Source organism: Chryseobacterium sp. 14P4.3.2 (genome assembly GCF_057799275.1).
The window spans coordinates 1-22,246 of record NZ_JBYOKO010000005.1 but is presented as its reverse complement, the minus strand read 5'-3'; the positions used below and the strand labels follow the sequence as shown (position 1 = coordinate 22,246).

The 22,246-nt window shown below is 35.4% G+C and carries 18 protein-coding genes; 10 read left to right on the top strand and 8 right to left on the bottom strand.

From position 1 onward, the window contains the following. Positions 1-11 precede the first annotated feature (11 nt). Together AC27VX_RS09395 and AC27VX_RS09390 are read left to right on the top strand one after the other, a co-directional pair. Positions 12-2,348 carry a TonB-dependent receptor gene (locus AC27VX_RS09395; protein WP_236858691.1) on the top strand — a complete coding sequence of 779 codons (2,337 nt, stop codon included), beginning with the start codon at positions 12-14 and terminating at the stop codon, positions 2,346-2,348. Between the two features lie 3 nt (positions 2,349-2,351). Continuing rightward, positions 2,352-3,158, top strand: a complete 807-nt coding sequence (locus AC27VX_RS09390; RefSeq protein WP_488695250.1) for a DUF4249 domain-containing protein — start codon at positions 2,352-2,354, stop codon at positions 3,156-3,158. Positions 3,159-3,348: 190 nt separating this feature from the next. Here the strand turns inward: AC27VX_RS09390 and AC27VX_RS09385 are convergent, their stop codons facing one another. Then, positions 3,349-3,660: a hypothetical protein gene (locus tag AC27VX_RS09385; RefSeq protein WP_236858693.1), complete on the bottom strand. Its 312-nt coding sequence runs from the start codon at positions 3,658-3,660 to the stop codon at positions 3,349-3,351. Positions 3,661-3,804: 144 nt separating this feature from the next. On the opposite strand from AC27VX_RS09385, the gene AC27VX_RS09380 reads away from it, so the two are divergent. Beyond that, on the top strand, positions 3,805-4,002 hold the full coding sequence (locus AC27VX_RS09380; protein WP_488695248.1) for a hypothetical protein: 198 nt from the start codon (positions 3,805-3,807) through the stop codon (positions 4,000-4,002). Positions 4,003-4,140: 138 nt separating this feature from the next. Here the strand turns inward: AC27VX_RS09380 and AC27VX_RS09375 are convergent, their stop codons facing one another. Continuing rightward, positions 4,141-5,793: a DUF6029 family protein gene (locus AC27VX_RS09375; protein ID WP_488695246.1), complete on the bottom strand. Its 1,653-nt coding sequence runs from the start codon at positions 5,791-5,793 to the stop codon at positions 4,141-4,143. A 10-nt stretch (positions 5,794-5,803) separates the two neighbouring features. After that, a complete protein-coding gene (locus tag AC27VX_RS09370) occupies positions 5,804-6,286 on the bottom strand; it encodes a TlpA family protein disulfide reductase (RefSeq protein ID WP_236858696.1) in 483 nt (160 codons plus the stop codon). A gap of 204 nt (positions 6,287-6,490) precedes the next feature. Here AC27VX_RS09370 and AC27VX_RS09365 point away from each other — a divergent pair, with 204 nt between their 5' ends. The 3 genes from AC27VX_RS09365 to AC27VX_RS09355 all read left to right on the top strand — a co-directional run bounded on the left by AC27VX_RS09365 (position 6,491) and on the right by AC27VX_RS09355 (position 10,265). After that, positions 6,491-7,546 carry an Omp28-related outer membrane protein gene (locus AC27VX_RS09365; protein WP_488695244.1) on the top strand — a complete coding sequence of 352 codons (1,056 nt, stop codon included), beginning with the start codon at positions 6,491-6,493 and terminating at the stop codon, positions 7,544-7,546. A gap of 31 nt (positions 7,547-7,577) precedes the next feature. Further along, complete coding sequence (locus tag AC27VX_RS09360) at positions 7,578-9,452, top strand: choice-of-anchor J domain-containing protein (protein ID WP_488695242.1); 1,875 nt, start codon at positions 7,578-7,580, stop codon at positions 9,450-9,452. 66 nt (positions 9,453-9,518) lie between these two features. After that, the gene (locus tag AC27VX_RS09355) at positions 9,519-10,265 is read left to right on the top strand and encodes a T9SS type A sorting domain-containing protein (RefSeq protein WP_488695240.1); all 747 of its coding nucleotides are present in this window, start codon (positions 9,519-9,521) and stop codon (positions 10,263-10,265) included. Between the two features lie 200 nt (positions 10,266-10,465). On the opposite strand, the gene AC27VX_RS09350 is transcribed toward AC27VX_RS09355, so the two are convergent. Then, a complete protein-coding gene (locus AC27VX_RS09350; protein ID WP_488695238.1) occupies positions 10,466-10,936 on the bottom strand; it encodes a DUF6428 family protein in 471 nt (156 codons plus the stop codon). A 613-nt stretch (positions 10,937-11,549) separates the two neighbouring features. Between AC27VX_RS09350 and AC27VX_RS09345 the strand changes: the two genes are divergently transcribed. Next, positions 11,550-12,680 carry a helix-turn-helix domain-containing protein gene (locus tag AC27VX_RS09345; RefSeq protein ID WP_488695236.1) on the top strand — a complete coding sequence of 377 codons (1,131 nt, stop codon included), beginning with the start codon at positions 11,550-11,552 and terminating at the stop codon, positions 12,678-12,680. 217 nt (positions 12,681-12,897) lie between these two features. On the opposite strand, the gene AC27VX_RS09340 is transcribed toward AC27VX_RS09345, so the two are convergent. Together AC27VX_RS09340 and AC27VX_RS09335 are read right to left on the bottom strand one after the other, a co-directional pair. Then, a complete protein-coding gene (locus AC27VX_RS09340) occupies positions 12,898-14,352 on the bottom strand; it encodes a sigma 54-interacting transcriptional regulator (RefSeq protein WP_236858702.1) in 1,455 nt (484 codons plus the stop codon). A gap of 6 nt (positions 14,353-14,358) precedes the next feature. After that, on the bottom strand, positions 14,359-15,498 hold the full coding sequence (locus AC27VX_RS09335) for a vWA domain-containing protein (RefSeq protein ID WP_300691542.1): 1,140 nt from the start codon (positions 15,496-15,498) through the stop codon (positions 14,359-14,361). 855 nt (positions 15,499-16,353) lie between these two features. Here AC27VX_RS09335 and AC27VX_RS09330 point away from each other — a divergent pair. Both AC27VX_RS09330 and AC27VX_RS09325 read left to right on the top strand, forming a co-directional pair. Then, a complete protein-coding gene (locus AC27VX_RS09330) occupies positions 16,354-18,012 on the top strand; it encodes a sensor histidine kinase (RefSeq protein WP_488695233.1) in 1,659 nt (552 codons plus the stop codon). Continuing rightward, complete coding sequence (locus tag AC27VX_RS09325; protein ID WP_488695231.1) at positions 17,996-18,649, top strand: response regulator; 654 nt, start codon at positions 17,996-17,998, stop codon at positions 18,647-18,649. Before AC27VX_RS09330 ends, AC27VX_RS09325 begins: the two co-directional genes overlap by 17 nt. 500 nt (positions 18,650-19,149) lie before the next feature. Here AC27VX_RS09325 and AC27VX_RS09320 read toward each other — a convergent pair whose 3' ends face one another. Both AC27VX_RS09320 and AC27VX_RS09315 read right to left on the bottom strand, forming a co-directional pair. Beyond that, the gene (locus tag AC27VX_RS09320; protein ID WP_488695229.1) at positions 19,150-20,859 is read right to left on the bottom strand and encodes an amidohydrolase family protein; all 1,710 of its coding nucleotides are present in this window, start codon (positions 20,857-20,859) and stop codon (positions 19,150-19,152) included. Positions 20,860-20,971: 112 nt separating this feature from the next. Continuing rightward, positions 20,972-21,415, bottom strand: a complete 444-nt coding sequence (locus AC27VX_RS09315) for an SRPBCC family protein (protein WP_488695227.1) — start codon at positions 21,413-21,415, stop codon at positions 20,972-20,974. Between the two features lie 189 nt (positions 21,416-21,604). On the opposite strand from AC27VX_RS09315, the gene AC27VX_RS09310 reads away from it, so the two are divergent. Beyond that, positions 21,605-22,006, top strand: a complete 402-nt coding sequence (locus tag AC27VX_RS09310) for an ACT domain-containing protein (protein ID WP_236858708.1) — start codon at positions 21,605-21,607, stop codon at positions 22,004-22,006. Positions 22,007-22,246 lie beyond the last annotated feature (240 nt).

The window sequence follows — 22,246 nt, the reverse complement described above, 5'->3', positions numbered from 1 at the left end:
CAATAAACTGAATGCAAACATCTTTTTTTAAAATCGCGGCTGCCTCAGCTGCGCTCTGTTTCAGTACTTTAGCTGTAGCGCAGCAAAAATACTCGGTAAGCGGAACGGTAAAAGACCAAAAAAATGGGGAATTACTCGTCGGGGTGACGGTAAAAGTAGCTGAAGATCCTTCGATTAACGTGGTAGCTAATGAATACGGATTCTATTCTCTATCATTGCCTGAGGGAAATTATAAAATGATTATTTCATATCCCGGCTACAAAGATTTCGAACAGTATATAAAAGTAGATCAAAATATTAAGCTGGACCTTCCTTTAAATCAGGAAGATAAAAATGAAAGAATAGCGAATATTGATGAAGTTATTATCTCCGGAGTAAAAAAAGATAAAAATCTTTCGACTGCTCAAATGGGTACGGAAACATTAAGCATTAAAAACATAGAGAAACTTCCTGTTTTATTCGGTGAAAAGGATGTGATGAAAACCATCCAGTTATTGCCGGGGATTAAAAGCAATGGGGAAGGAAGCAGCGGATTCAGCGTTAGAGGAGGAGCAACAGACCAGAACCTAATATTACTAGATGAAGCGCCTGTTTATAACGCTTCGCATTTATTGGGATTCTTCAGTACGTTTAACAGTGATGCCTTGAAAGATGCAAGTATTATCAAAGGAAACAGTCCAGCTCAGTACGGAGGACGACTTTCTTCGGTAATGGATGTTAAAATGAAGGACGGAAATAATAAAGATTATAACGTCAATGGAGGAATTGGTTTAATCAGCAGCAGGCTGAGTGTGGAAGGGCCTATTCAAAAGGAAAAATCGTCATTCATAGTTTCAGGAAGAAGAACGTATGCCGATCTTTTTCTGAGAGGAACGGACGATTTTAAAGACAGCAAGTTATACTTTTATGATCTTAATTTAAAAGCCAATTATCAGATCAACGAAAATAACCGTCTTTATTTATCAGGATATTTTGGAAGAGATGTGTTGGGAATAGGGAAGACCTTTGCAACAGATTGGGGAAATACAACAGGAACGTTACGATGGAACAGTATTATCAATAGCAAATTATTCTCTAATACGTCATTGATTTACAGTGATTATGATTATAAGATCAGTCTGGAAAGCAATGATAATACCTTTGGTTTAAATTCAAAAATTCAAGACTGGAACCTGAAACAGGATTTCACTTGGTTTGCAGGAAATAAGCATTCTGTTCGTTTTGGTCTGCAGTCTATTTATCATAACATTACGCCGAGCAGTGCTTCGGGAACGAGCGTGAGCAGTTTTCCAAGAAATCCGAGAAAATCATGGGAAAACGCAGTGTACATCAATGATGATTTTAAAGCAACTGAAAAGTTAACCGTTAATTATGGATTAAGACTTTCCGGTTTCAGTGTTTTAGGAGGCGATACATTTAATACGTACGAAAACGGAAATCTTACCGACAGTCGATTTTTAGAAAAAGGAAAATTTGGAAAAACCTATGTAAATCTTGAACCAAGAATTACAGCGAATTACAGAATCAATGAAGTTAGCAGTATTAAGGGAGGATATTCTCGAAATACACAAAACTTACACCTTTTAAGCAACAGCAGCAGCGGAAACCCTACCGATCAGTGGATTGGAAGCAGTTATACGGTGAAGCCTGAAATTGCAGATCAGATAAGTGCAGGATACAGCAGAAACTTTAAGAATAACAATTACGAAGTGAATGCAGAGATTTATTATAAATCAATGCAAAATCAAATCGACTTTAAAAATGGGGCTCAAATCTCATTTGATACCGCTGCCGATGTAGAAAGTGAATTACTTTTTGGTAAAGGAAGAGCGTATGGTTTAGAATTAATAGCGAAAAAGAAAAGCGGAAAATTAACCGGTTGGATTTCTTACACATTATCTAAAACCGAAAGAAAAATTGATGGCATTAACGATAATGAATGGTACAATGCAAGAATGGATAAAACCCATGACCTTTCTATCGTTGCAACATATGAAGTGAATAAAAAGTGGTCGGTTTCAGGATTATTCCTTTACAGTACAGGAAATGCCGTTACTTTTCCAACAGGAAAGTATGAGTTGAACGGACAAACAATATTCCAGTACAGCAACAGAAATGCAGACAGAATGCCTGCGTATCACAGAATGGATTTAAGTGCCACGTATGAACCGGATTCTAACAAACGTTTCAAAGGCTCTTGGTCATTCGGGATTTACAATGTGTACGGTCGTGAAAATGCTTATACCATTACGTTTGAAGATAATCCGAACAATCCAGGAACAACGCGCGCTATGCAGACCTCATTATTCCGTTGGGTACCTAACATCACTTACAATTTCAAATTTTAAATCATGAAGAATACATTTTTTATTATATTATCCCTGTTGGCATTAACGTCTTGTGAAAAAGAAATCGACCTCGATCTAGACGATAAAAGCGGAACCATCGTTATTGAAGGAAATATCACTAATCAAGCAGGACCACACACGGTAAGAATTACAAAATCGGTGGCTTTTACTCAAAATAACCAATATCCTGCAATTGCAGATGCTCAGGTTATTTTAAGTGATAACACAGGACAAACTGAAACCTTGCATTACGTAGGTGACGGAAAATACCAGACGAATGCTTTTACGGCGGTAACAGGAAGAACCTATACGATGAAAGTACAGGCTGAAGGAAAGCAGTATACTGCACAAAGCACGATGCCTGCCGTGGTGTCTTTTGAAGGACTTACGCAGGATTCATTTGTTTTTGGAGGCGTAACAACATATACGCTTCTACCTATTTTTACAGATCCTATAGCGTTAGGAAACCGTTATCTGTTTAGGTTTACGGTTAATAATAAACCTAAAAAGACATTCAATGTATTTTCAGATAACGTGAATAATGGGTTACCTAATCAACGATCTTTATTTCTTCCTAATGATGACAGCGATGATGCTGACGCCGTTAAAGTGGTAGTAGGCGATACCATCCACGTTGAAATGCAGAGTATTGATAACAATATCTTTACGTTCTACAGTGCGCTTCTTCAAATTACGGGAGAAAATGGAGGTGGTGTTACGCCTTCCAATCCGCCAAGTAATATCAGCAATGGTGCTTTAGGATATTTCTCGGCACACACCTCAAGCACAAAAGATTTTGTAATTCAGTAGAAATATTCCTCTTTAGCTGTTATGAGTGGAAAAATATACAAACAATAAAATCCTGACGAATAGAGAGCGTTTTTGTTTTAAATAGATGGCAATTACCAGGGAATCTCAAACTAAATGAAGAATAAAACGTTGAGATCAGTAACAAAAAATATCTTTCAAATCGAAGGATATTTTTGTGACTTAGTTTTTTCTATAACAAATCTTTATTTGAAGATCTGTTGGTGAATAGCATATATGCTAATCCTAAACTAACACCCGCCAACACTGCCATTTTAGTTTTCTTTGAGGGAGCCGGAAACATGGTTTCGCCATAAATCCTATGAGGTTCTGATGATTGATATAAAACATTTCTGTCATCAGAAGAGGCTTTTTTAATCTTCATCATCAATCGCATTCCTGTGGAGGCTATATTCATGATAGGTTTAGGAAATGCACCATAAACATTCTTTAAGAGCATAGAAGCAGTATCTGGAAATAAATCTTTCCGTGGATTTTTTGCCAATTCAACTATTTTGGCTGCAGTATCTCTGGGATCTGCTGCAAAATTTACATTAACAGGAAACCCATTTTCAAATTCACTAAAGTGTATTTATGGTTTAAAAACCTGAGCTAAACTGGAAAGGGATAAGTATGAAAACATTAGAAGGTGGTAAAGAAGCCTTCGGAGAAAGAGGAAAAATATATGGAAACTAAAAAAGCAACAATTAAAAGAGAAGATGCCAATACATATTTGGTGCTAGAGGTTGGAGAAGCTCCACTTCAAATAATACTTACTGATGACAATCCGAACAATGTCGAAATGGTATTTAATCCCTCTCTCCGCAAGAGCAAAAAGCATCATTGATATTAATGATGCTTTTTTATGTTCTGTTGTTAGTTTTAATGGTCTTATAAAATGAGATCAGAAGTTAACCATACTACATAAAGCTTACTGAATGGAAGTTTGGATGATGAACCTTTAATAATCAAATCCATATCTACTCTAATAGTTAGTACTTATGCCAAGAGAAAATCCGGCACTTTCGGGTACGAATCTGCAGACTCCTCCTACACATAACAATCCTCCACGCTGTCTTCCGTAGGAAGCCTGAATTCTGGTACTATTTTTCCTGAAAACAAGTCCTGCTGTATAATAATGAATCTGTTTTTCCTTTTCAGGATTCCCGTAATTATAAAGGTTGTTGATGAATACAGACCAATTTTTTTTGAAATTGTATTCTGCCAAGCCTGCCATCCAGTTACCATGATAACCGTCTGCCCACTGGTGCTGTAATTCTAACTTCATAGAACTTTTACTGAACCTGTAGATATTATCCAAAACAACGGTTTGAGCTTTTACTTCACCGGTTGTTTCTTCTGTACGGTAAGTATTGTAATATTGATTAATGAAAACAAGAGCAATTTTCCAGTTCTCCTTCAATCGTGTTCTGATATCTAAGCTTTGGTCAGAATAGTATTTTTCTCCTAATTTTAAGAAGTCTGTTTCGTAATTCTGATCATCATTGATATAAGAACGGTATTTGCCTTTTAAACCGTACCAATTAGAAATATTCAGAGACAGATCCGTTCCGTATTTACCTCCCAGTAATGTTTCTTTTTTTATTTTATAAAAAACGTCAAATTGTGAACCGATTTCTCCAGCTTTTTTTTGCGACAGAAAAGTAAGTTGCGGCTGTGCCTGATAAACATATATATTGGCTAAACTGTAATCAAACTGTTTGGTAAGTGCAGGGATATAGTTCAGAATTGCATTGTTATAAATGTTTCCGATCTGATCTCTTTGGGAATACAAACTAAAATTTTCTAATCTTCTGAGATTGGCGATAATTCCAAAATTATTTGTTGCGTAAGATAGATTAAGGTAGTAAGCATTTCCTGAAAAGATGTTATTGGGATCCAAAGTAGTGACTTGCTTTATGTTGTCTTTGGTCTTGTATAAATATTCGAATTCCAGGGAAAATTTGGAGTATTCCATTTTTAGGCGACTTCCGTAAATGCTTACATTTTTCGGATATATAATGTTTGTTTTATTGTCTTCATTTTTAGTGACATAACTAAAGCCGGTACTTGTTCTCAGCTTTTTTATTTTCATTAGAGAATCAAGTCTTACTTCAGCGTCCAATCCTCCAATGAGGCCGTTTGTTAATCCGAACCCGGATCGTTGTTTTCCAAGGAGGGCTTTCAATGTTATAATCTGTGCAGGATCTGTATATTTTATCCTTCCTCCTAAAAGAGAATTGGCGATCCCAAGCTGTTTATCTTCCCACAGGCGTAACGCTAATCCGCTTCCGAACTGTTCATAAAAATGCCCAATAGTTGCATCTATACCAGATTTTTCATTGGAATAATTGATGTAATAAGTACCTAAATTTGTTTTTTTAAAAGCCGGATTGTAATTAAGTAATGCATCCGGTTCGTAAGATTCCAGCTGTGCACCAAGAGTGAAATCCTTGATTTTATAACTTGCGTTCAGATAGTTGTTGGACCTGAATCTTTGAGCTGCTTCTTTTTCAGTAAGCTTAATTTTATTATCATCAATATAATACTGAGAATTAGATTCCAGATTAACGGTCAGCTGACAAAATATTTTAACACTAAAAAGTAAGAGTGTTCCGGTAATTAATTTATTCTGCATAGGAAAATAATTAATTATTACTATTACATTCTTTGATTTTTGCAATCAGTTCATCCTCATCTCCGGCAGAATATCCAACATGGGAATAGACTATTTTTCCTTTATGAATTAGTATCATATAGGGGATACTGTTGATATTTAAAGCTCTTTTTAATGTTTGATTGGGATCTAGTAATATGCGGTAAGGCCATCCTTTACTTTTTATGACGGTTTTTACCTTTGAAGTGGTGCGCGCATCATCTGTAGATACTGCATACATCTTAAAGTTTGCTTCCTTTTGCCAGGCATCATATTTATCATTAATCGTGCTGAGTTCTTCCATACAGGGCAGGCACCATGTTGCCCAGAAGCTCATTACTACAGGTTCTGAGGAATCCATTTTTGAAACATTTATTTTTTCGCCATCCAGATTGCTGATGGAAACATTTGGGATTTCTTGAGAATAGCAAAAGCTAAGAGTCAGGAGTAATGAAAGAGATAATATTTTCCTCATATTGTAAAATTTTATTTTCAAATATATGTAATATTTATTATAGTATATTGTATAATTGTATATATTTACTGAATTAAATGTAATTAAAATGTGTTTTTATTGAATTTTTAATATATTTTAAAAGTAAATTATTAACCATTTAATTGTATTGACTTTCTTAAAATCGTAAAAACTTAAAGTTTTAATTTAAAATTTTATATAAACATGAAAAAAAGCTTATTATTTCTTCATAGTGTGATTTTTATTTTTTTGTTACTCTGCTCCTGTAAAGGGAATGAGAGCGATGAAGGAAATTCAGCGGTGACGTATATTTCTGTCTCCTCTGAAGGCGGAAATGAAAAATTACTGGGAAAGACATTTACTTTTAAAGTAAAAGACAACCTTAGCAGTGATGTAACATCACAAAGTAAAATATATGTCAATAACCAGCTTATAAATGGAAATACCTATACTCCCCTTGAAAAAGGAACCTACAATGTAAAAGCAACTTATAAAGATCTGCCTGTAAATCCTATTTCAGTAAATTCTGTAGTAAATGAAGGGGTTGCCTTTAAGCATAGGATTTTATATGAAGATTTTACGGGGACCTGGTGCGGATACTGCACAATAGCATTGGCAAGACATGATAATTTGTCTTTGCAGACAGGAGATTATGTTTTTATGGGGATTCATGGCCCGGAAGGAACTACTGATCCCTGGGCTAATGCAACGAGTACAGAGATGGAGGTGCTGAAAAATATCACAGAATGGCCAGGTATGTTTATCAATAGGAATATTGTTTGGGTATATGATTCCAATTATACAGATATGTCACTTCCGCTCAGTCAGATTAAGGCTTACAGTAGAATAGGGATTAAGATGAATTCTACGATTTCCGGAAACAAAGTAAATATAGAGGCCAGGGTCTTCTTTACGGAAAATCTTAAAAATCTTAAGATTGCAGCCTTTATTGTGGAAGATGAATTGGTACATAATCAAAAAAACTATATCGGAACGCTTTATGGTGGTGGCAGTACAATTTATAATTACACCCACCATAATGTCTTACGAAATAAACTGGGATCTGTAACCGGAGATCCTATTCCTGATTCACAAACGGTAATCTCGAACGAATATATAAGATCATTCCAATATAACATCTTATCCGGATTCAATCCTGAACATTTGAAAGTAATTATTATGATACTGGATGAAAATGGAAGTGTATTGAATGTTAGAGAAGAAAAAATAGGAACAAATAACAGTTACGAATTTTTATAAAATATTTTAACACTCTAAAAATCAAAATTACATGAAAAAGATTTTATTTATTATTGGTATTTTTCTATTTGGATTATACCAATCACAGACTTACTACAGTCAGAACTTTAACACCCCGGGACTCAACGGGTGGGTAAGTACAGACATTGATGGAGATACTTATCAATGGAGTAATATGAACGTTTCATCTATAAATCCGGATTTTGGGACAGGATCACTGGTTTCTTTCTCTTATATAAGTGCTATCAACGCAGGAGTAACGCCTGATAATCTTGTCACTTCACCGTTAATCAACCTGGGCACGGTTAGTGCATCTAACGTTTTTCTGAAGTATGATCTGGCAACACATATAGATTATCCTGAGGAGAAGTACTCAGTATATGTTACGACTTCTAATAACTCAGGAGTGATAACAGCTAGTAGCCCTGTTTTTACAGAAACAGTTGCAGCAGGCGGTTTCCAAAAAAGATCAATCGATCTTACATCTTTTATCGGACAGCAGGTTTATGTTTCATTCAGACATTATGATTGTAATGATCAATTTTATTTAGTTGTAGACAATGTTGAGGTGAAAACTATTGCAGATAAAGATATTGCTCTGAAAAAAGTGTCTTTAGATCGGTATGGGGTGACTAATTCAGATTATACTATTAAAGCAACAGTGACGAATAATGGTACAGAAACTATTAATAACATCACTGTTAACTGGAATGACGGGACAGCAGATCATATTTCCACAATAGCATTAGCCGTTCCTTTGGCTTCAGGGGAGGAAACAATTGTCAATCATCCTGTTTCTGTAAATTATTCATCAGTTGTAGATAAAAATATTGATGTTACTGTTACGCAGGTTAATGGTGCAGCAGATGCTACTCCTGCGGATAACAGCCTTACCACAACCTTCAACACCGTAAGTCAGAATTCTACTAAAAAAGTTCTGATAGAAGAAGGGACCGGTACATGGTGCGGATGGTGCCCAAGGGGTACGGTTGCAATGAATTATATGGACATCAATTTTCCTGATAATTTTATAGGAATTGCAGTACATAACAATGATCCTATGGAGGTCGCTGCATATAATACAGGGGCAGCATTTTCCGGATTTCCGGGAATGAATGTAGATAGAGTCTTTTTAGGTGAATCAGTAAGTACTACTGACATGACCTCTTATGTTAACGAGAGAAAAAATATTGTAGTTCCGGCTCAGCTGGATGGCTCGGCATCTTTATCAGGAGATCAGCTTACTTTTAATGCATCGGCTACATTCAGAACTAATTTTACTAATGCCAACTTCAGATTTGCTGTAGTTTTAATAGAAGATGGAGTAAAAGGTACAATTGCGGGTTATAAACAAACCAATTATTATGCAAACAATGCATATGGACCCATGGGAGGTTTTGAAGGCTTACCTAATCCGGTTCCTGCAGCACAAATGGAATACAATCATGTAGGAAGAATGCTGTTAGGAGGTTATACAGGGCAGGCAGGATCAATTCCGACTACTCTTACAGATGGACAGAATGTAATCTATACTTTTAATGCAACTATCCCTCCAACATACAATATGGGCAAAATAAAAGCAGTAGTACTTCTACTGGATGCCGGTACAGGTGAAGTTGTGAATGCACGTTCTTTTATATTGAGTAGTTTAGGTACAAATGATGCAGAAACCAATGCAAACTATCTTACAATATATCCTAATCCAGCTGCAGATTACATCAAAGTGCAGGCAAATCAGAACGTTGATCTAAGGTTTTATGACGCTTCAGGAAAACTTGTTTTAGAGAAGTCTAATGTCATTCCGGACAGCCCCGTTTCTGTTCAGGCATTAAGCAAAGGGGTCTATATGGTTTCTATAATAGAAAAGAAATCAAAGTCTAAAACTCAAAAATTAATTATAAAATAACAAACTTAAACTCAAATCAGGAAAGCTCAAATTTTTGGTTTTCCTGATTTCTTAATATTTAAACTTATGAAAAAAAATATTTTCTTATTAGTATGTAGCTTCATGTGCTCATGGAGTCAGGCACAGATTGCATTGGCAAAAGATGACGGAACGCCAATTGCTGACGGTCAGGTTTTTACCTATAATTCAACAGATGAGGATGTCGCAACTCTTCATTATAAAATTAAAAATACATCTGCCTCTTCTGTAAAAGTTCGTATAAAGATCATGAGTATTCAGAATGCAGCGGGAAGTGGTTTTCAATTCTGCTATCTTAGTACCTGTCTGCCCTCTGTAGCAGCTAACGCTGTATATCCGTCAAATACAAGTTTGCCAATTAATATTGCGGCTAACTCAGAAACGCCCTCTACCGGTTACAATATGTGGAATTCTAATGCCGGAAGCGGAGCTTATCCTATTGATTATGTTATAAAATATTACCTTGTAAATAATTTAAATACGGAATACGGAACTCCGGTTACCATTACCTACAGATATGATCCAAATGCAACATTGACGGTGGATGAAGTGAAAAAGAATAAGAATTCTTTCGCAAATATTCCTGAAACGCTCATAAACAGTAGTTTGCGGATAGTGTCAGAAGAAAATGGTTCATATAGTCTATATAATACGGAAGGCCGTTTTTTATTGACCGGAAGTCTTAAAAAAGGAAATGAGGAAATAAATGTATCAAATTTAAATGCCGGAATCTACACGATAATATTAAAAAATTCACAGGGAAAGACGATTGTCAGAAAAATCATTAAAAAATAATTAAAGTGAGTTCGGATAAGAGGCGGTGTTAACGTTCTTATTTTAAAGAAAACAAATTCAATCAGTTTTATGGTTTTCTCCGCCAACAAGCCCTAGAATCAAAAGATTCTAGGGCTTGTTTATTCCTGAATGTATGATGAGGTATTTATCAATTCATTCAGGTATTCCCGCTTTTTTCAGGCTATAACTTAATATCTGAATTAGCAGCATCCTGAATTCGGAGTACAGTGCGAGGATTTATCACCAGTAAATTCTGATACATTTTTCTTTAGCTTTTCAGAAGGAATTCCGCAGGCATCCTGAGCAAGACAGGCAGTAGTTTTGTTCCTCAGGACAAAATTTTTACCATTAAAATCCAGATCATATTTACCTATTGTATCTTGGTATTCTACTTCAATTTCTGCGTCCTCAATACCCAGTTTTTCTTCCGATAATTGAATGATATGAAGAAGTTTCGCAGGTTTCAGACGGTGTTCATAATCGTCTGCATCCCATAGCTGAAAGTTTATCCATCTCTCCTTTCGGATGACCCCGCCACAATCTATGAAGTTTTTATAGATTTGCCCTACTTCTGTAACATGAAAATGTTCGGGTACAAAAGTTCCGTGTTCCAACTGAAATTCAACATTTTCCAGAGAGGGTAGAATTTCTTTAATTTCAGATAATTTCATAATAAATGTAATTTTTAAAATTAATTGATGATTTTAACATCGTTATATTGCGATTAATTAGCTAACAGGAACATTAATAGCGTGATTACCTGCTCGCTTTTTATAAATCAGGTTGTTTTATTTGTATATTGCAATATTACGATATTGATTTGAGCAGACCAATTTTTTTTAGTATTTTATTTCTTGAAATTTTAATTTTTTAGTATGATTCATTATTTTCACTTTAATATGGTGCTTTTATACTATTTTTAAACCCGTTGAATATTGTCGTTATAATAATTAAATGGGCTAAACAGCTTTTGATCTTTGCGATAAAACCTGTCTGGACTTATTAAAATAAAAAGCTCCGAGAAAAAAGGGGAGTGGTCTGTGATCACTCCTTCTGTGATTGCCTGTTGAATGGAGTAGGCTAATGAAGGAAAATGTGGTGGTTAATAATATTTACTACACTTATTAGTAGTAATAGCCTTGGCCTTCGTTTTTTCATTCAAAATATGAATACAAATCCCTGCTAATTTCTATATTTGTGCAGTTCAGTTTCACGCTCAGATCATTGCTGTATCCAGAGACTGATTTCGTAAATTGAAATAAGCAAAAGAATAAAACGTATAAGATGAATGTATTATTTATTATCACAATAATCTCGCTGTTCATTTCACTATTTCTAGTCTTTTTTTTGCTGACCGCTAAGACAAATCATAAGTTGAGTAATGCTCTTTTTGCTGTTTTCCTGATTATAATTGCGATTGATATAAGTGAACCTTTATTTAACAAAGTCGTTTATTTTCCTTCTAATCTGGGAATGTTTAGAAGTACATTTGCTTTCTTGCAGATTCCTGTTTTTTATCTGTATGTGTTATCTGTATGTTATTCCGATTTTAAACTTAAACCTCAGTATCTATTTCATCTGATCCCGTTTTTGATTGCAAATATTGTTTTATTACCCAATTTTTATTTAGTGGATGCTGCTTCCAAAATTGATTTTATTGAAACCCGGCAAAACAGGATAGAGCTAAAATTCAATCATATTGTAATACATCTGCAAATCATAATCTATATGATTGCCATTTTTTTGCTGCTGAGAAAATCCAAGAAACTTTATCTTGAAAACTATGCAGGGACTCATATCAGTTCCTATCACTGGCTGTTTCAGTTTACAGTTGTATTGTGTGTTCTGTACTTGATAGCCCTTTTAAAAAACATATTTAAATTTTCAGATTACCCTTCTGTTTCAGAAGGGATAAAATTAGGACTTGTATTATTTCAGGTGCTGATGGTATGCTGGTATCTGTTCAAAGCTTTAAATAATCCGGATTTATTCAGAAATATAGATTCAAACTTAAAACTTGTTGTCGATATTGTTTCCGAAGAAAAAAACAATGAGCAGCCGGTACTCACTGAAGAGAAGTATAATGAAGATATATTGAAATTAAAAAAATATATGGCTGAAGAAAAACCTTTTCTTGATCCTTCTCTGACTATTCAGGATGTTTCGAATTCGATTGAAATCCCCACCCGGGAATTATCGGTTTTAATCAATCATCAGTTGGGACAGCATTTTTATGATTTCATTAATAGCTACCGTATTCATTATGCCATGAATATTTTAAAAGATGAGACAAAAACTAAGGTAACTATCCTGGAAATCCTATATGAAGTTGGGTTTAATTCAAAATCTTCCTTTCATACCGCTTTTAAAAAACATACAGGAAATACACCAACTGCTTTTCGTAAAGGTTTGTAAAATTATTTTCCCCTTTTTAGAAAAAATAAGGATACCTATCTGTACTCTTTCGCAGAGGATAGGCGGTATAAAATCAATGAATTCCAGGGAGAAAATCAATGAAAAAAATGGAAATACCAATTACCTGTAAGTAGTTTTTTTAATAAAAATATAATCCTTCGGATAACCGGAGGATTATATTTTTATTGAGAATCAAATCAGATTTTGAGAGTATGATTTAGTTACGCAAAAACTGGCCAATCCCTGGAGAATCAAAAGTGAAAGTATTCTGATGTTCAGATTTATCAATTTTGTTGCTGATGGTTAATGCCCATAAAACTAATTCTTTACAGAAATTTTGGTCTTCTTTGCTCAGTTCAGAAACATTTTCTTCAATTACTGTTGTAAGCGGAGCAATCTTATTGAGTTTAGCATAGAATTCTTCATCAGTATCATTATAGTTAAGCTCAAGGTGGTTTTTGTTGAACCATCTTACCAGATCAGTATATGGAGTTTTTATTCCTTCTTTTTCCAGTTTGGATATACGTGGAAACAGGGTTTCAAATTGAGTCATTACCGCTTTGTCGATCAGTATTTTCGCTACATAATCTGCTCCTTCCTGCTCACCTTCATATACAAGTTCAATTTTTCCTGTAATAGAAGGGATAATCGATATGAAATCCAGTAAACGGACGCTGGTACTTTTCACCCCTGATTCTATAAGACGTAATTTTGCCGCAGCTATTAAATTCTCCATCGCACTTATCGTCAGACGCGCACTCACACCGCTTTTTGCATCTACATATTCGCTGATACGTGCTGCAAAAGAAACCTCTTCCAAAAGGTCTTTCGCCAGATCAGGAATTTGTATCTGTTCTTTATCTTCAGGAGAAATAAGTGCTTCCTGTTCTGTGATTTTTCTCGCAAGAGCAATCGTTTTTGGATAATGGGTGAAAATCTGTGACCCGATTCTGTCTTTCAAAGGAGTTACAATACTTCCTCTGTTGGTATAATCTTCCGGATTAGCTGTAAAGACAAACTGAATATCCAAAGGCATTCTCAATTGAAAACCACGGATCTGGACATCTCCTTCCTGCAGAATATTAAATAAAGAAACCTGAATTCTTGCCTGTAAATCAGGAAGTTCATTCAATACAAATATAGAACGGTTGGCACGGGGGATCATTCCGTAATGCAAAACACGCTCATCAGAATAAGGAAGCTTTAGGGTGGCAGCTTTGATAGGATCTATATCTCCAATCAGATCGGCAACATTCACATCAGGAGTAGCCAGTTTTTCAAAGAAACGGCTGGAGCGGTGTACCCATGAAACAGGGGTTTCGTCACCCAGTTCCTGAAGGAGATCTTTGGCAAATTTTGAAATAGGGTGGAAGGGGCTGTCATTAATTTCGGATCCTTTTACAATAGGCATATATTCATCCAGCAGATCTACCATACTTCTTGCAATTCTGGTTTTCGCCTGTCCGCGTAAGCCCAGAAGGTTGATATGATGTCCCGCTAGCATTGCTTTTTTCAATTGAGGAATTACAGTGTCTTCATAACCCCAAAGTCCTTCAAATACAGGTTCTTTAGCTTTAATTTTTGAAATTAAATTAGCCTGGATCTCTTCATTGATCGTTTTATGGGTATAACCGGAGTCTTTTAATTCTTTGAATGTAATATCGTTTTTCATTTTCTTTTATATTCTCTTTATTCTGTTTTTCTCGTAATCTTCAAAAATCATTTGTCCCAGCCCTGATAGGCCTGTCAGAAATGCTTTCCCTTTATTTTGAGCAGTAAATGCTTCTACAAACTGTCGCAGATAAGGGTCCTGAGCAATCATAAAGGTGGTAATAGGGATTTTTAGCTTCCTGGCCTGTGCCGCTCTGTTAAGGCATTGGTTAACAATGATATCATCCAGCCCGTAGCTGTTCATGTAAAACTCTCCGGTAGGAAGCTGAATACAGCTTGGTTTTCCATCGGTAATCATGAAAATCTGCTTGTTGGTATTTCTTTTTCTGCGAAGAATATCCATAGCCAGTTCCAGACCCGCCACGGTATTGGTATGATAAGGGCCTACTTTTAAGTAGGGAAGGTCTTTGATTTTGATGGGCCAGGCTTCGTTTCCAAATACAATAATATCTATGGAATCTTTGGGATATTTTCGCTTGATTAATTCAACCAGGGCCATGGCTACCTTTTTAGCGGGTGTGATTCGGTCTTCACCATATAAAATCATGGAGTGGCTGATGTCTATCATCAGGACTGTGCTCATCTGTGCTTTGTGTTTGGTTTCTTCTATGATAAGGTCGTCTTCTGTGAGATGCAGATCAGAAATCCCATTATTGACCTGTGCGTTTTTTAAACTTTCCGTCATATTCACGGCAGACAGGTCATCTCCATATTGATAAGAGCGGTTTTCACCATCCCTTTCATCACCAATTCCTGTTTTTGTAGTGCGGTGGTTTCCGGCGCCATTTTTTTTCAGCTGCCCGAAAATCTGGTCTAAAGCGTATTCACGCAAGGCTGATTCCAGTTTGGGTGTCAAAATATTTTTGCCCTTTCCCAGTCCTGAATTTCCATCCTCCGGTTCCTCTTCCTTGATATATCCTCGTTTTTTTAAATCTTCCTCAAAATCCTGAATGGTATATTCATCACTGAAGATATCATACTCTTTGTCGAGCATATCAAGCCATTCGAAGGCTTCTTCAATATCACCGGACGTATGGGTAAGCAGATCTTTGAAAATATCAAAGACCCTGTCAAAATTCGATAATTCTTCCGGTACATGTTTACTGAATGTAAAACCTCTCTGAGAATTAAAATCTTTATTGGTCATAAGATGATGAAGCTGTTTTGCTGTTAAATGTGTTAGAATGATGTCCTGAACTAAAGTTTATAAGTGTTTTTAGCCGGATCCTGTTTTCTGTAAAGGCTTAATGTCTCCTTACTATTTTAAAGAGACAAGTTAGCAAAATATCACTTCAGGATTTCCGATGAGAAATAGAAAATACTTATAACTGCGATATGAAAATAGAATATAGTATCAATGCTTAGATTTTATAGTTGTTAGATGCTTTTCCTGCTTTTCTTTTCCGGTTTCTGCGACGTGGGCGGTTATTGTTTGTTTATCAGAGGTTATTTATTTTTTTTAACAATATATTTCATTTATCAATTATCAATTATCAATTATCAATTATGAATTTTTTATTTCAAGCTCCAGCAATGCCGATAGTGGTGGCTGCCCACCAAAAAGTCTGAGAATTACTAAGAAAAGATGGAGTGTGGGAAGTAGCCAGGAATAAGGAGACTATGCTCGTCATGATGAATCTGAAGATCATCTGAAATATTTTTTGCAATCCCGGTTTTTGCAGCTAATCAGTGAAATTTCCTCACACTTGATGGAATTTTAAAGTTGTAAAAGCATTTTGGTACAGAGTAGCATTGGATTTCATTGATTTTGCCTGATATTTAGTATTATAAAGAAGCCGAAAATTACTTTAACTTTGTAAATTGTAAGGGATATACTTATTGCTAAGTTTTTGATAATAATAGTATATCATAAAAAAACTAATAACAGATAAAACCAAGTTAATCAGGAAATTAATTTAGCTGACAAATAGATATGAAAAATAAATTCTTAAATTTTAAATTGAGGAAAGTTGTTCATTACTCATTGATCATATGTATTTTATTGATACAGGTTATTATTGCCATCTTTTTCTACAACGAATTTGTAAATGGGAAGAAGCTGGAGTTTATCAAAAATCAGCTGGAAGACAGCCGGGCGTTAGGGAAATTAACGGATAACTCAAGAAAAGATTTCATGGATGCCCAGAATCACTTCCAGAAATATATGGTGACTCAGGATGATAAGGATCTGCAATCTTATTTTCAGTCACTGAAAAATCTTAAGATTAATTTTGATAAGATTAATGACTATGAAAATACCAGTCCTAGGCTGAAAAAAAACCTGGCCCAGCATATAAAAGATACGCTTCAGACTGCCAAGCTGAAAACACTAATTGATTCAGTGTATCAATCTTCTCTGAACCCTCCTGCAAAAATTCAGGACAAAAAGTTTGAGCCGGAGAAGTATAAAAATGATTTTGAGGATTTCAACGTACAAACGCATACCTATGCTGACACCATTAAGAAAAAGGGCTTTTTCGGGCGTTTAAAAGATGCAGTTACCGGAAAAGTGAATGTTCAGAAGGAAAGCACGGTGATCACTTTAACGAATAATAAAACGATAGATCTTTCTCAGGTAAAGTCGAAAATGGACAATACCATAAAGTCTATGGACAAGCATTACGCGGCTGAAGTAAAGAAAGTTCAGTTGTATGCTGTTCAGAATCAAAGGGATAATATGCAGTTTTACAGTAATTTCAGTAAGTTGTTGATATACAGTAACGGACTGATAGAAGTATATGAAAGTGCTATTAAGGATTTTAAATCAGAACTGGAGAAAGAGTATAACCAGCAAAGTTCAGATAATAATAAGATCAGAACTTATCTGGTACTTGGATTAATGGTTTTGATGTTCATCGTATCTATTCTGATTATGTACTTTACAAGAGTGGCTTTCATCTATGAACGCAAGCTGAACGCTGCCAATGAAGAAATTAAAAAGAACCTCAATTTCAAAAACAGGATATTGGGAATGCTGAGCCATGATCTGAGATCCCCGCTCAAAATCATTAATATATTTATTGATAAGATCTACAGATCTACCGAAGATGAAACGATAAAGGATTATCTTAAATCGATAAAATTTACCAACAGCACCTTACTGCTGCAGTCTAACCAGATTCTGGAATATACAAAAAATCAGGATGCAGAAAAAAGACTGATACAAAGTGTTTTTAATCTTAAAGATGAGATTGGTTCTATCGTGAAAGTGATCACTCCTTATCTCGAAACCCGGAATAATAAGTTTGTTATTACCGACAGAATTCCCGAAAATGTAGTCGTATTTTCTGATAATATAAGGATCAACCAGATATTTATGAACATTCTCGGGAATGCCAACAAGTTTACAGAAAATGGGCAGATTGATCTTACAATGCTCACCGAGCCTGTTGATAAAAACAATATTTCACTCATTACGACAATAGCAGATACCGGAGTAGGAATTTCAGAATCAGATCTTGGTAAAATCTTTGACCCGTACTATCAGGGAATGGTTTCTGATGAGGTGGATAACCTGGGAGCAGGCCTGGGTCTTAATCTGGTAAAAGAAATTGTTGACCTTTTCGATGGTGAGATTTCAATTTCCAGCAAGCTGCATAAAGGAACCAAAATAATATTCAGGATCAATTTAAATATTAATAAGAATGGAAGTACCAACTGAAAATAAAGAAATCGTATTTCTTTTAGCAGATGATCATAGTATTGTAAGACAGGGAATGGAGATCGTCATCAATGATATTGTTCCGAAAGCTACAATTTATCACACATCCTCTTTGCAGCAGGTCATAGAACTCGTGGAATCTAAAGGAATAGAGATGGCGATTATTGACGCCCATTTTCCGGAGGGAAACAGTCTGCACATTCTTCCGCAAATGAAAGCTCTGAACCCGGATATTAAGATTTTAATTTTTACGGGACTTGAAGAAGAGCTGCATGCCCTTAAATTTATCAAAGCAGGGGCCAACGGATATCTGAGCAAATTAAGTGAAGAAGATGAAATAAGAGAAGCCCTTAGTACTTTTATACAGAAAGGTGAATTTTTTTCTGATATTTCCCGAAATTTACTGGTACAGTTTATTTACAATCCAAACCTGATGAATCCTCTGACCAGTTTAACTAAAAGAGAAATGGAAATTGCCGCAATGTATGCAGAAGGATATGGGAATCTGGAAATTGCGAATACGTTAGACATAAAGCAAAATACTGTCAGTACGATCAAAAAAAATATCTTTGAGAAATTAAAAATAGAAAACATTGTTGAGCTGATTGATCTTGTCAAAATCCACCATAAAATTTAAGGTGTCTAAAGTACTTTATACACTTTCTTAGTGCAAAAAAATAGCTTTATCGATAAATATCTATAAAGCTATCGATAGCTATCGATGGGGTTTGTGCGTAATTTTATTCCGTAATGTTGTTACTTTGTAGTATAAAATTTACCAAATGAAAAAAAGGTATTAAGTTCATAAAAAAAACTTTTTTTTGTTTTAAATTTTATTAAAAAACACAAATAATTATAGCCATAAAAATAATGAACTATAATTACGTAAAATGCAAATGATGAAATAAATATAGAAGTGTATCAATGACCTTAGGATCTTCTTGATAAAAAAGACCAAATGATAATTAAGATAAAAAAAACACAAAAACAAATAGAGAAGTTCAATTGAAAGGTTATTATTACAAAAAAGGGAGGCAATAAGCCTCCTTTTTGTTTTGAGTGTCAAATCCCGATTAGCGTGAAAGGGAACACCATAGATGTGAGATATCTTTTTTAATAGTTGAATCTGTACTTTTATTACTTAACATACTGATGAATATGATTGTATAAAAATTTTCTTGGATTATCTCTGGTAATAAGTTCCAGTTCAAGATCAGTTAATCTCCCTGAGGTATCCGCCCACATTTGCTTATCACTTTTCTGGCTTCGGACTACGTAAAAGTCACTGCCGTACAGAATACGGTCACTGATTCGGCTGTCTTTTTTAAGTAATGATTTCAAAAGGGGAAAAATATTCTCATCATGAAGAATATAACTGATGTCAGCATATACATTGGGATACTGCAGCATCAGACTGTAAATAATGGAAAACCAGGAATTATACCGCCAGGAATTTTCCAATGCAGTAGGAATGAAATTGATTCCTTTTCCTACAGGATTGGTAAACCCATTTTCAGAAAGGAATCTGTCACGTTCCATATATTTTGTCCATTCATCTTCACCCCCGAAATGCCCGAAACAGATTTTAAGCTCGTGAAGGTTCCTGGCAAGTGGAAGATTTTTACCTGCATAACCAAAAAGAGAATATAAGGACTTATCATTATAATGTTCAAGAAGCCGTTTCAGGTAATCTTCATTCAACAGGCAAAGATAATTGAGAGGATGGGTGAAATTGGTAGAAAAGTTACTGTTATTGATTTCATACAGGGCCAGCGGCTCACTTTTTCCTTTTTCTCCGGTTGACTGCCTGAATACGGGGTGGCTGTTCCATTCCTTCTTTTTGTTACCGCGGTAATAAATGGTTCCTCTGATACAGTGATTCAGTACTGGTATTTGATTTTCACAGGCCCACAGCATCAGGGGTAGAATATCTTTATCGAAAGGATAGTATCCAAGGGCCGGATAGGTTTTAATCCCTCGGAATTCTTCATGAACGATACAGTTTTTAATTTCGGCAAAATAACTAGTGTCATCCTTTATTCTTCTGGGATCAGCAAATACAAAAGGAAGACAGGTTTTAGGTTTGGTGCGTCTGAGTTTTTTCAGTTCTTCAAGTTGTTTCATGTAGCCGGATTTGGGAGTGCCGGCATCCATATAATCCATATCCATAGGGAGAACTACAAAACGGGAGTCTACAGGATATTGTTTTTCCAGCATTCTGAATATGGTCATTTGGCTTTTATGGAATGCAAAACGGCCTATGCTGATATATCGCTTCAGATAAGCTTTCGTTTCAGGCCCGGGAAGGATACGCAGGAACTGAAACAAACTTTTAGCAATAAAGATGATTAATTTTCTGCCGGACTTGATGAGTAAAAATAAAGCCATTACAATCAGAAACCTTAATACAGTATGATCTGGATGGGGAAGAAGATAGATCGTTTGCATGAAATCATTCAGCCATTTAATATATTGAAAGCCCATTTCATCGTGATATTTTCCTTCGAAATACCCGAAGAAGAGAATCAGCAGGGTATCCAGTGTAAGTACAACTGCAATAGGAATGGTAATAAACGGGACTTTCTGAAGAAACCATTTTACACGAAAGCGGAAAGCCTGCCATGCTTTGTAAGGGCGTTTGTACTGCCATTTTGCAGGAACCCGGTAATACCACCTGAAGAAATCGATTATAAGTCTTATGGTGAGAATAAACTCAAGACCTGCCGGCAGAAGTTTCTTACCAAGAAATTGAGGAATATGATCTCCCGTAAAAGTATGGGTATGGCAGTTTACAAATGGATTTCTTTCTTTTTCGTATGGATCTTGCGTGCCTGAAGTAGTTTTCATGGATTACTGAAGGAGGTTAGTTTTGTGCGTAATTTACAAACAAATTATCATATATGATCCTTCCCGGCGCGAAATAGAATAATCGTCATGGAAATAAAATGATGGTAAAACTTTATTTTGTGTGTGGGTTTCCTGTTCCGGTTTCCAGAAAAGCTTTTAGGCTGCTGATATAGTGCCGCCACCCATCAGTACAGAGATTGTAACATTCAACAGCAGGCGTAAGACCGATGTGGGTAAGCTGAAGCACAATCATATCTTTTTTTTCTTTTATTTCCCAAACTATGGTTGTGCCCATCCATTCTGTCTGGTTTTTTAAGTCTGTAATGGCTATCAGAGAGTCTTCAACATACCAGATTACTTTTGAATTGGGAATTAATTCCTTTACGCGCATTGTTTTGTGAACATGATCTCCAAATCTTATCGTAAATACTCCGCCAGCCTTTCCTGATGAACCTTCGAATATTTCAGTCCACCAAAGCGGAATTTGATTGGTCAAAGCTTCATATGCTTTATCAGCAGTCGTTTTCACTTCAAAGCTGTTGCTATAATTTTCCATAGATGTTGTTTTTTATATTTGTTTGCAGAAAACTATTTGTAAGTCCTTACAATATTACCTCAATTAATTTTAAATACTCTTTGCATAAGACAAGAAATAAGCATCTGTCATTAATGGGGCAATGAATTTTATTTTTTATCAAATGATAAATAGAAAATACCATCTATACCTTAGTTTTGTATCAAAAAAATGTCAGGAGAAAAAGATTTAGCGGTTTTACTGCAGAATATGGAGCCGGTAATAAATGCCGGAGAATATGTGTTCTGTACCATTGAAAATCTGAGCGGGATACCGGATATTGAAAAGGTTCAGTTTTTCTTTCGGGAAACTGAGGCTGTTACACTTGTTTTAGAAAGAACCATTGCAGATGAGTGGAATATGGATTACAGCTATATTTCTTCGTGGATTACCCTGAACATTCATTCCTCCCTGGAAGCTGTAGGACTTACGGCTGCCTTTGCAAATGCCTTGAAACTGGAGAATATCAGCTGTAATGTAGTGGCTGCCTATTTTCATGATCACATTTTTGTTGCGAAAGAAGATGCTGTAGATGCTATGAAAGCACTTCATGCATTGAAAACTAATAAGTAAAGGTCAATTCATTTTGGTTTGTTGGATATAGAACTTGCTTAAACTTTTACAGGGTTCCGGTTCTTGAGTCACAATGAAGTTACCATAACCTGATATTTTAAAACACTTTAGATCACTTAAGCTGTTATGAGATAAGATTTGTCAAAAACTCACCTGTGTTACTATGCACCAGGTATATTTCTTAGGTTAATTAAAGTGTTTAATATCCTGCATTCTTTCACCCGGCAGATCTTGATTGGG

Coding starts and splice junctions, on each gene's coding strand:
- AC27VX_RS09395 (WP_236858691.1), top strand. CDS start 12: ATGCAAACATCTTTTTTTAAAATCGCGGCTGCCTCAGCTGCGCTCTGT.
- AC27VX_RS09390 (WP_488695250.1), top strand. CDS start 2,352: ATGAAGAATACATTTTTTATTATATTATCCCTGTTGGCATTAACGTCT.
- AC27VX_RS09375 (WP_488695246.1), bottom strand. CDS start 5,793: ATGCAGAATAAATTAATTACCGGAACACTCTTACTTTTTAGTGTTAAA.
- AC27VX_RS09370 (WP_236858696.1), bottom strand. CDS start 6,286: ATGAGGAAAATATTATCTCTTTCATTACTCCTGACTCTTAGCTTTTGC.
- AC27VX_RS09365 (WP_488695244.1), top strand. CDS start 6,491: ATGAAAAAAAGCTTATTATTTCTTCATAGTGTGATTTTTATTTTTTTG.
- AC27VX_RS09360 (WP_488695242.1), top strand. CDS start 7,578: ATGAAAAAGATTTTATTTATTATTGGTATTTTTCTATTTGGATTATAC.
- AC27VX_RS09355 (WP_488695240.1), top strand. CDS start 9,519: ATGAAAAAAAATATTTTCTTATTAGTATGTAGCTTCATGTGCTCATGG.
- AC27VX_RS09350 (WP_488695238.1), bottom strand. CDS start 10,936: ATGAAATTATCTGAAATTAAAGAAATTCTACCCTCTCTGGAAAATGTT.
- AC27VX_RS09345 (WP_488695236.1), top strand. CDS start 11,550: ATGAATGTATTATTTATTATCACAATAATCTCGCTGTTCATTTCACTA.
- AC27VX_RS09340 (WP_236858702.1), bottom strand. CDS start 14,352: ATGAAAAACGATATTACATTCAAAGAATTAAAAGACTCCGGTTATACC.
- AC27VX_RS09335 (WP_300691542.1), bottom strand. CDS start 15,498: ATGACCAATAAAGATTTTAATTCTCAGAGAGGTTTTACATTCAGTAAA.
- AC27VX_RS09325 (WP_488695231.1), top strand. CDS start 17,996: ATGGAAGTACCAACTGAAAATAAAGAAATCGTATTTCTTTTAGCAGAT.
- AC27VX_RS09320 (WP_488695229.1), bottom strand. CDS start 20,859: ATGAAAACTACTTCAGGCACGCAAGATCCATACGAAAAAGAAAGAAAT.
- AC27VX_RS09315 (WP_488695227.1), bottom strand. CDS start 21,415: ATGGAAAATTATAGCAACAGCTTTGAAGTGAAAACGACTGCTGATAAA.
- AC27VX_RS09310 (WP_236858708.1), top strand. CDS start 21,605: ATGTCAGGAGAAAAAGATTTAGCGGTTTTACTGCAGAATATGGAGCCG.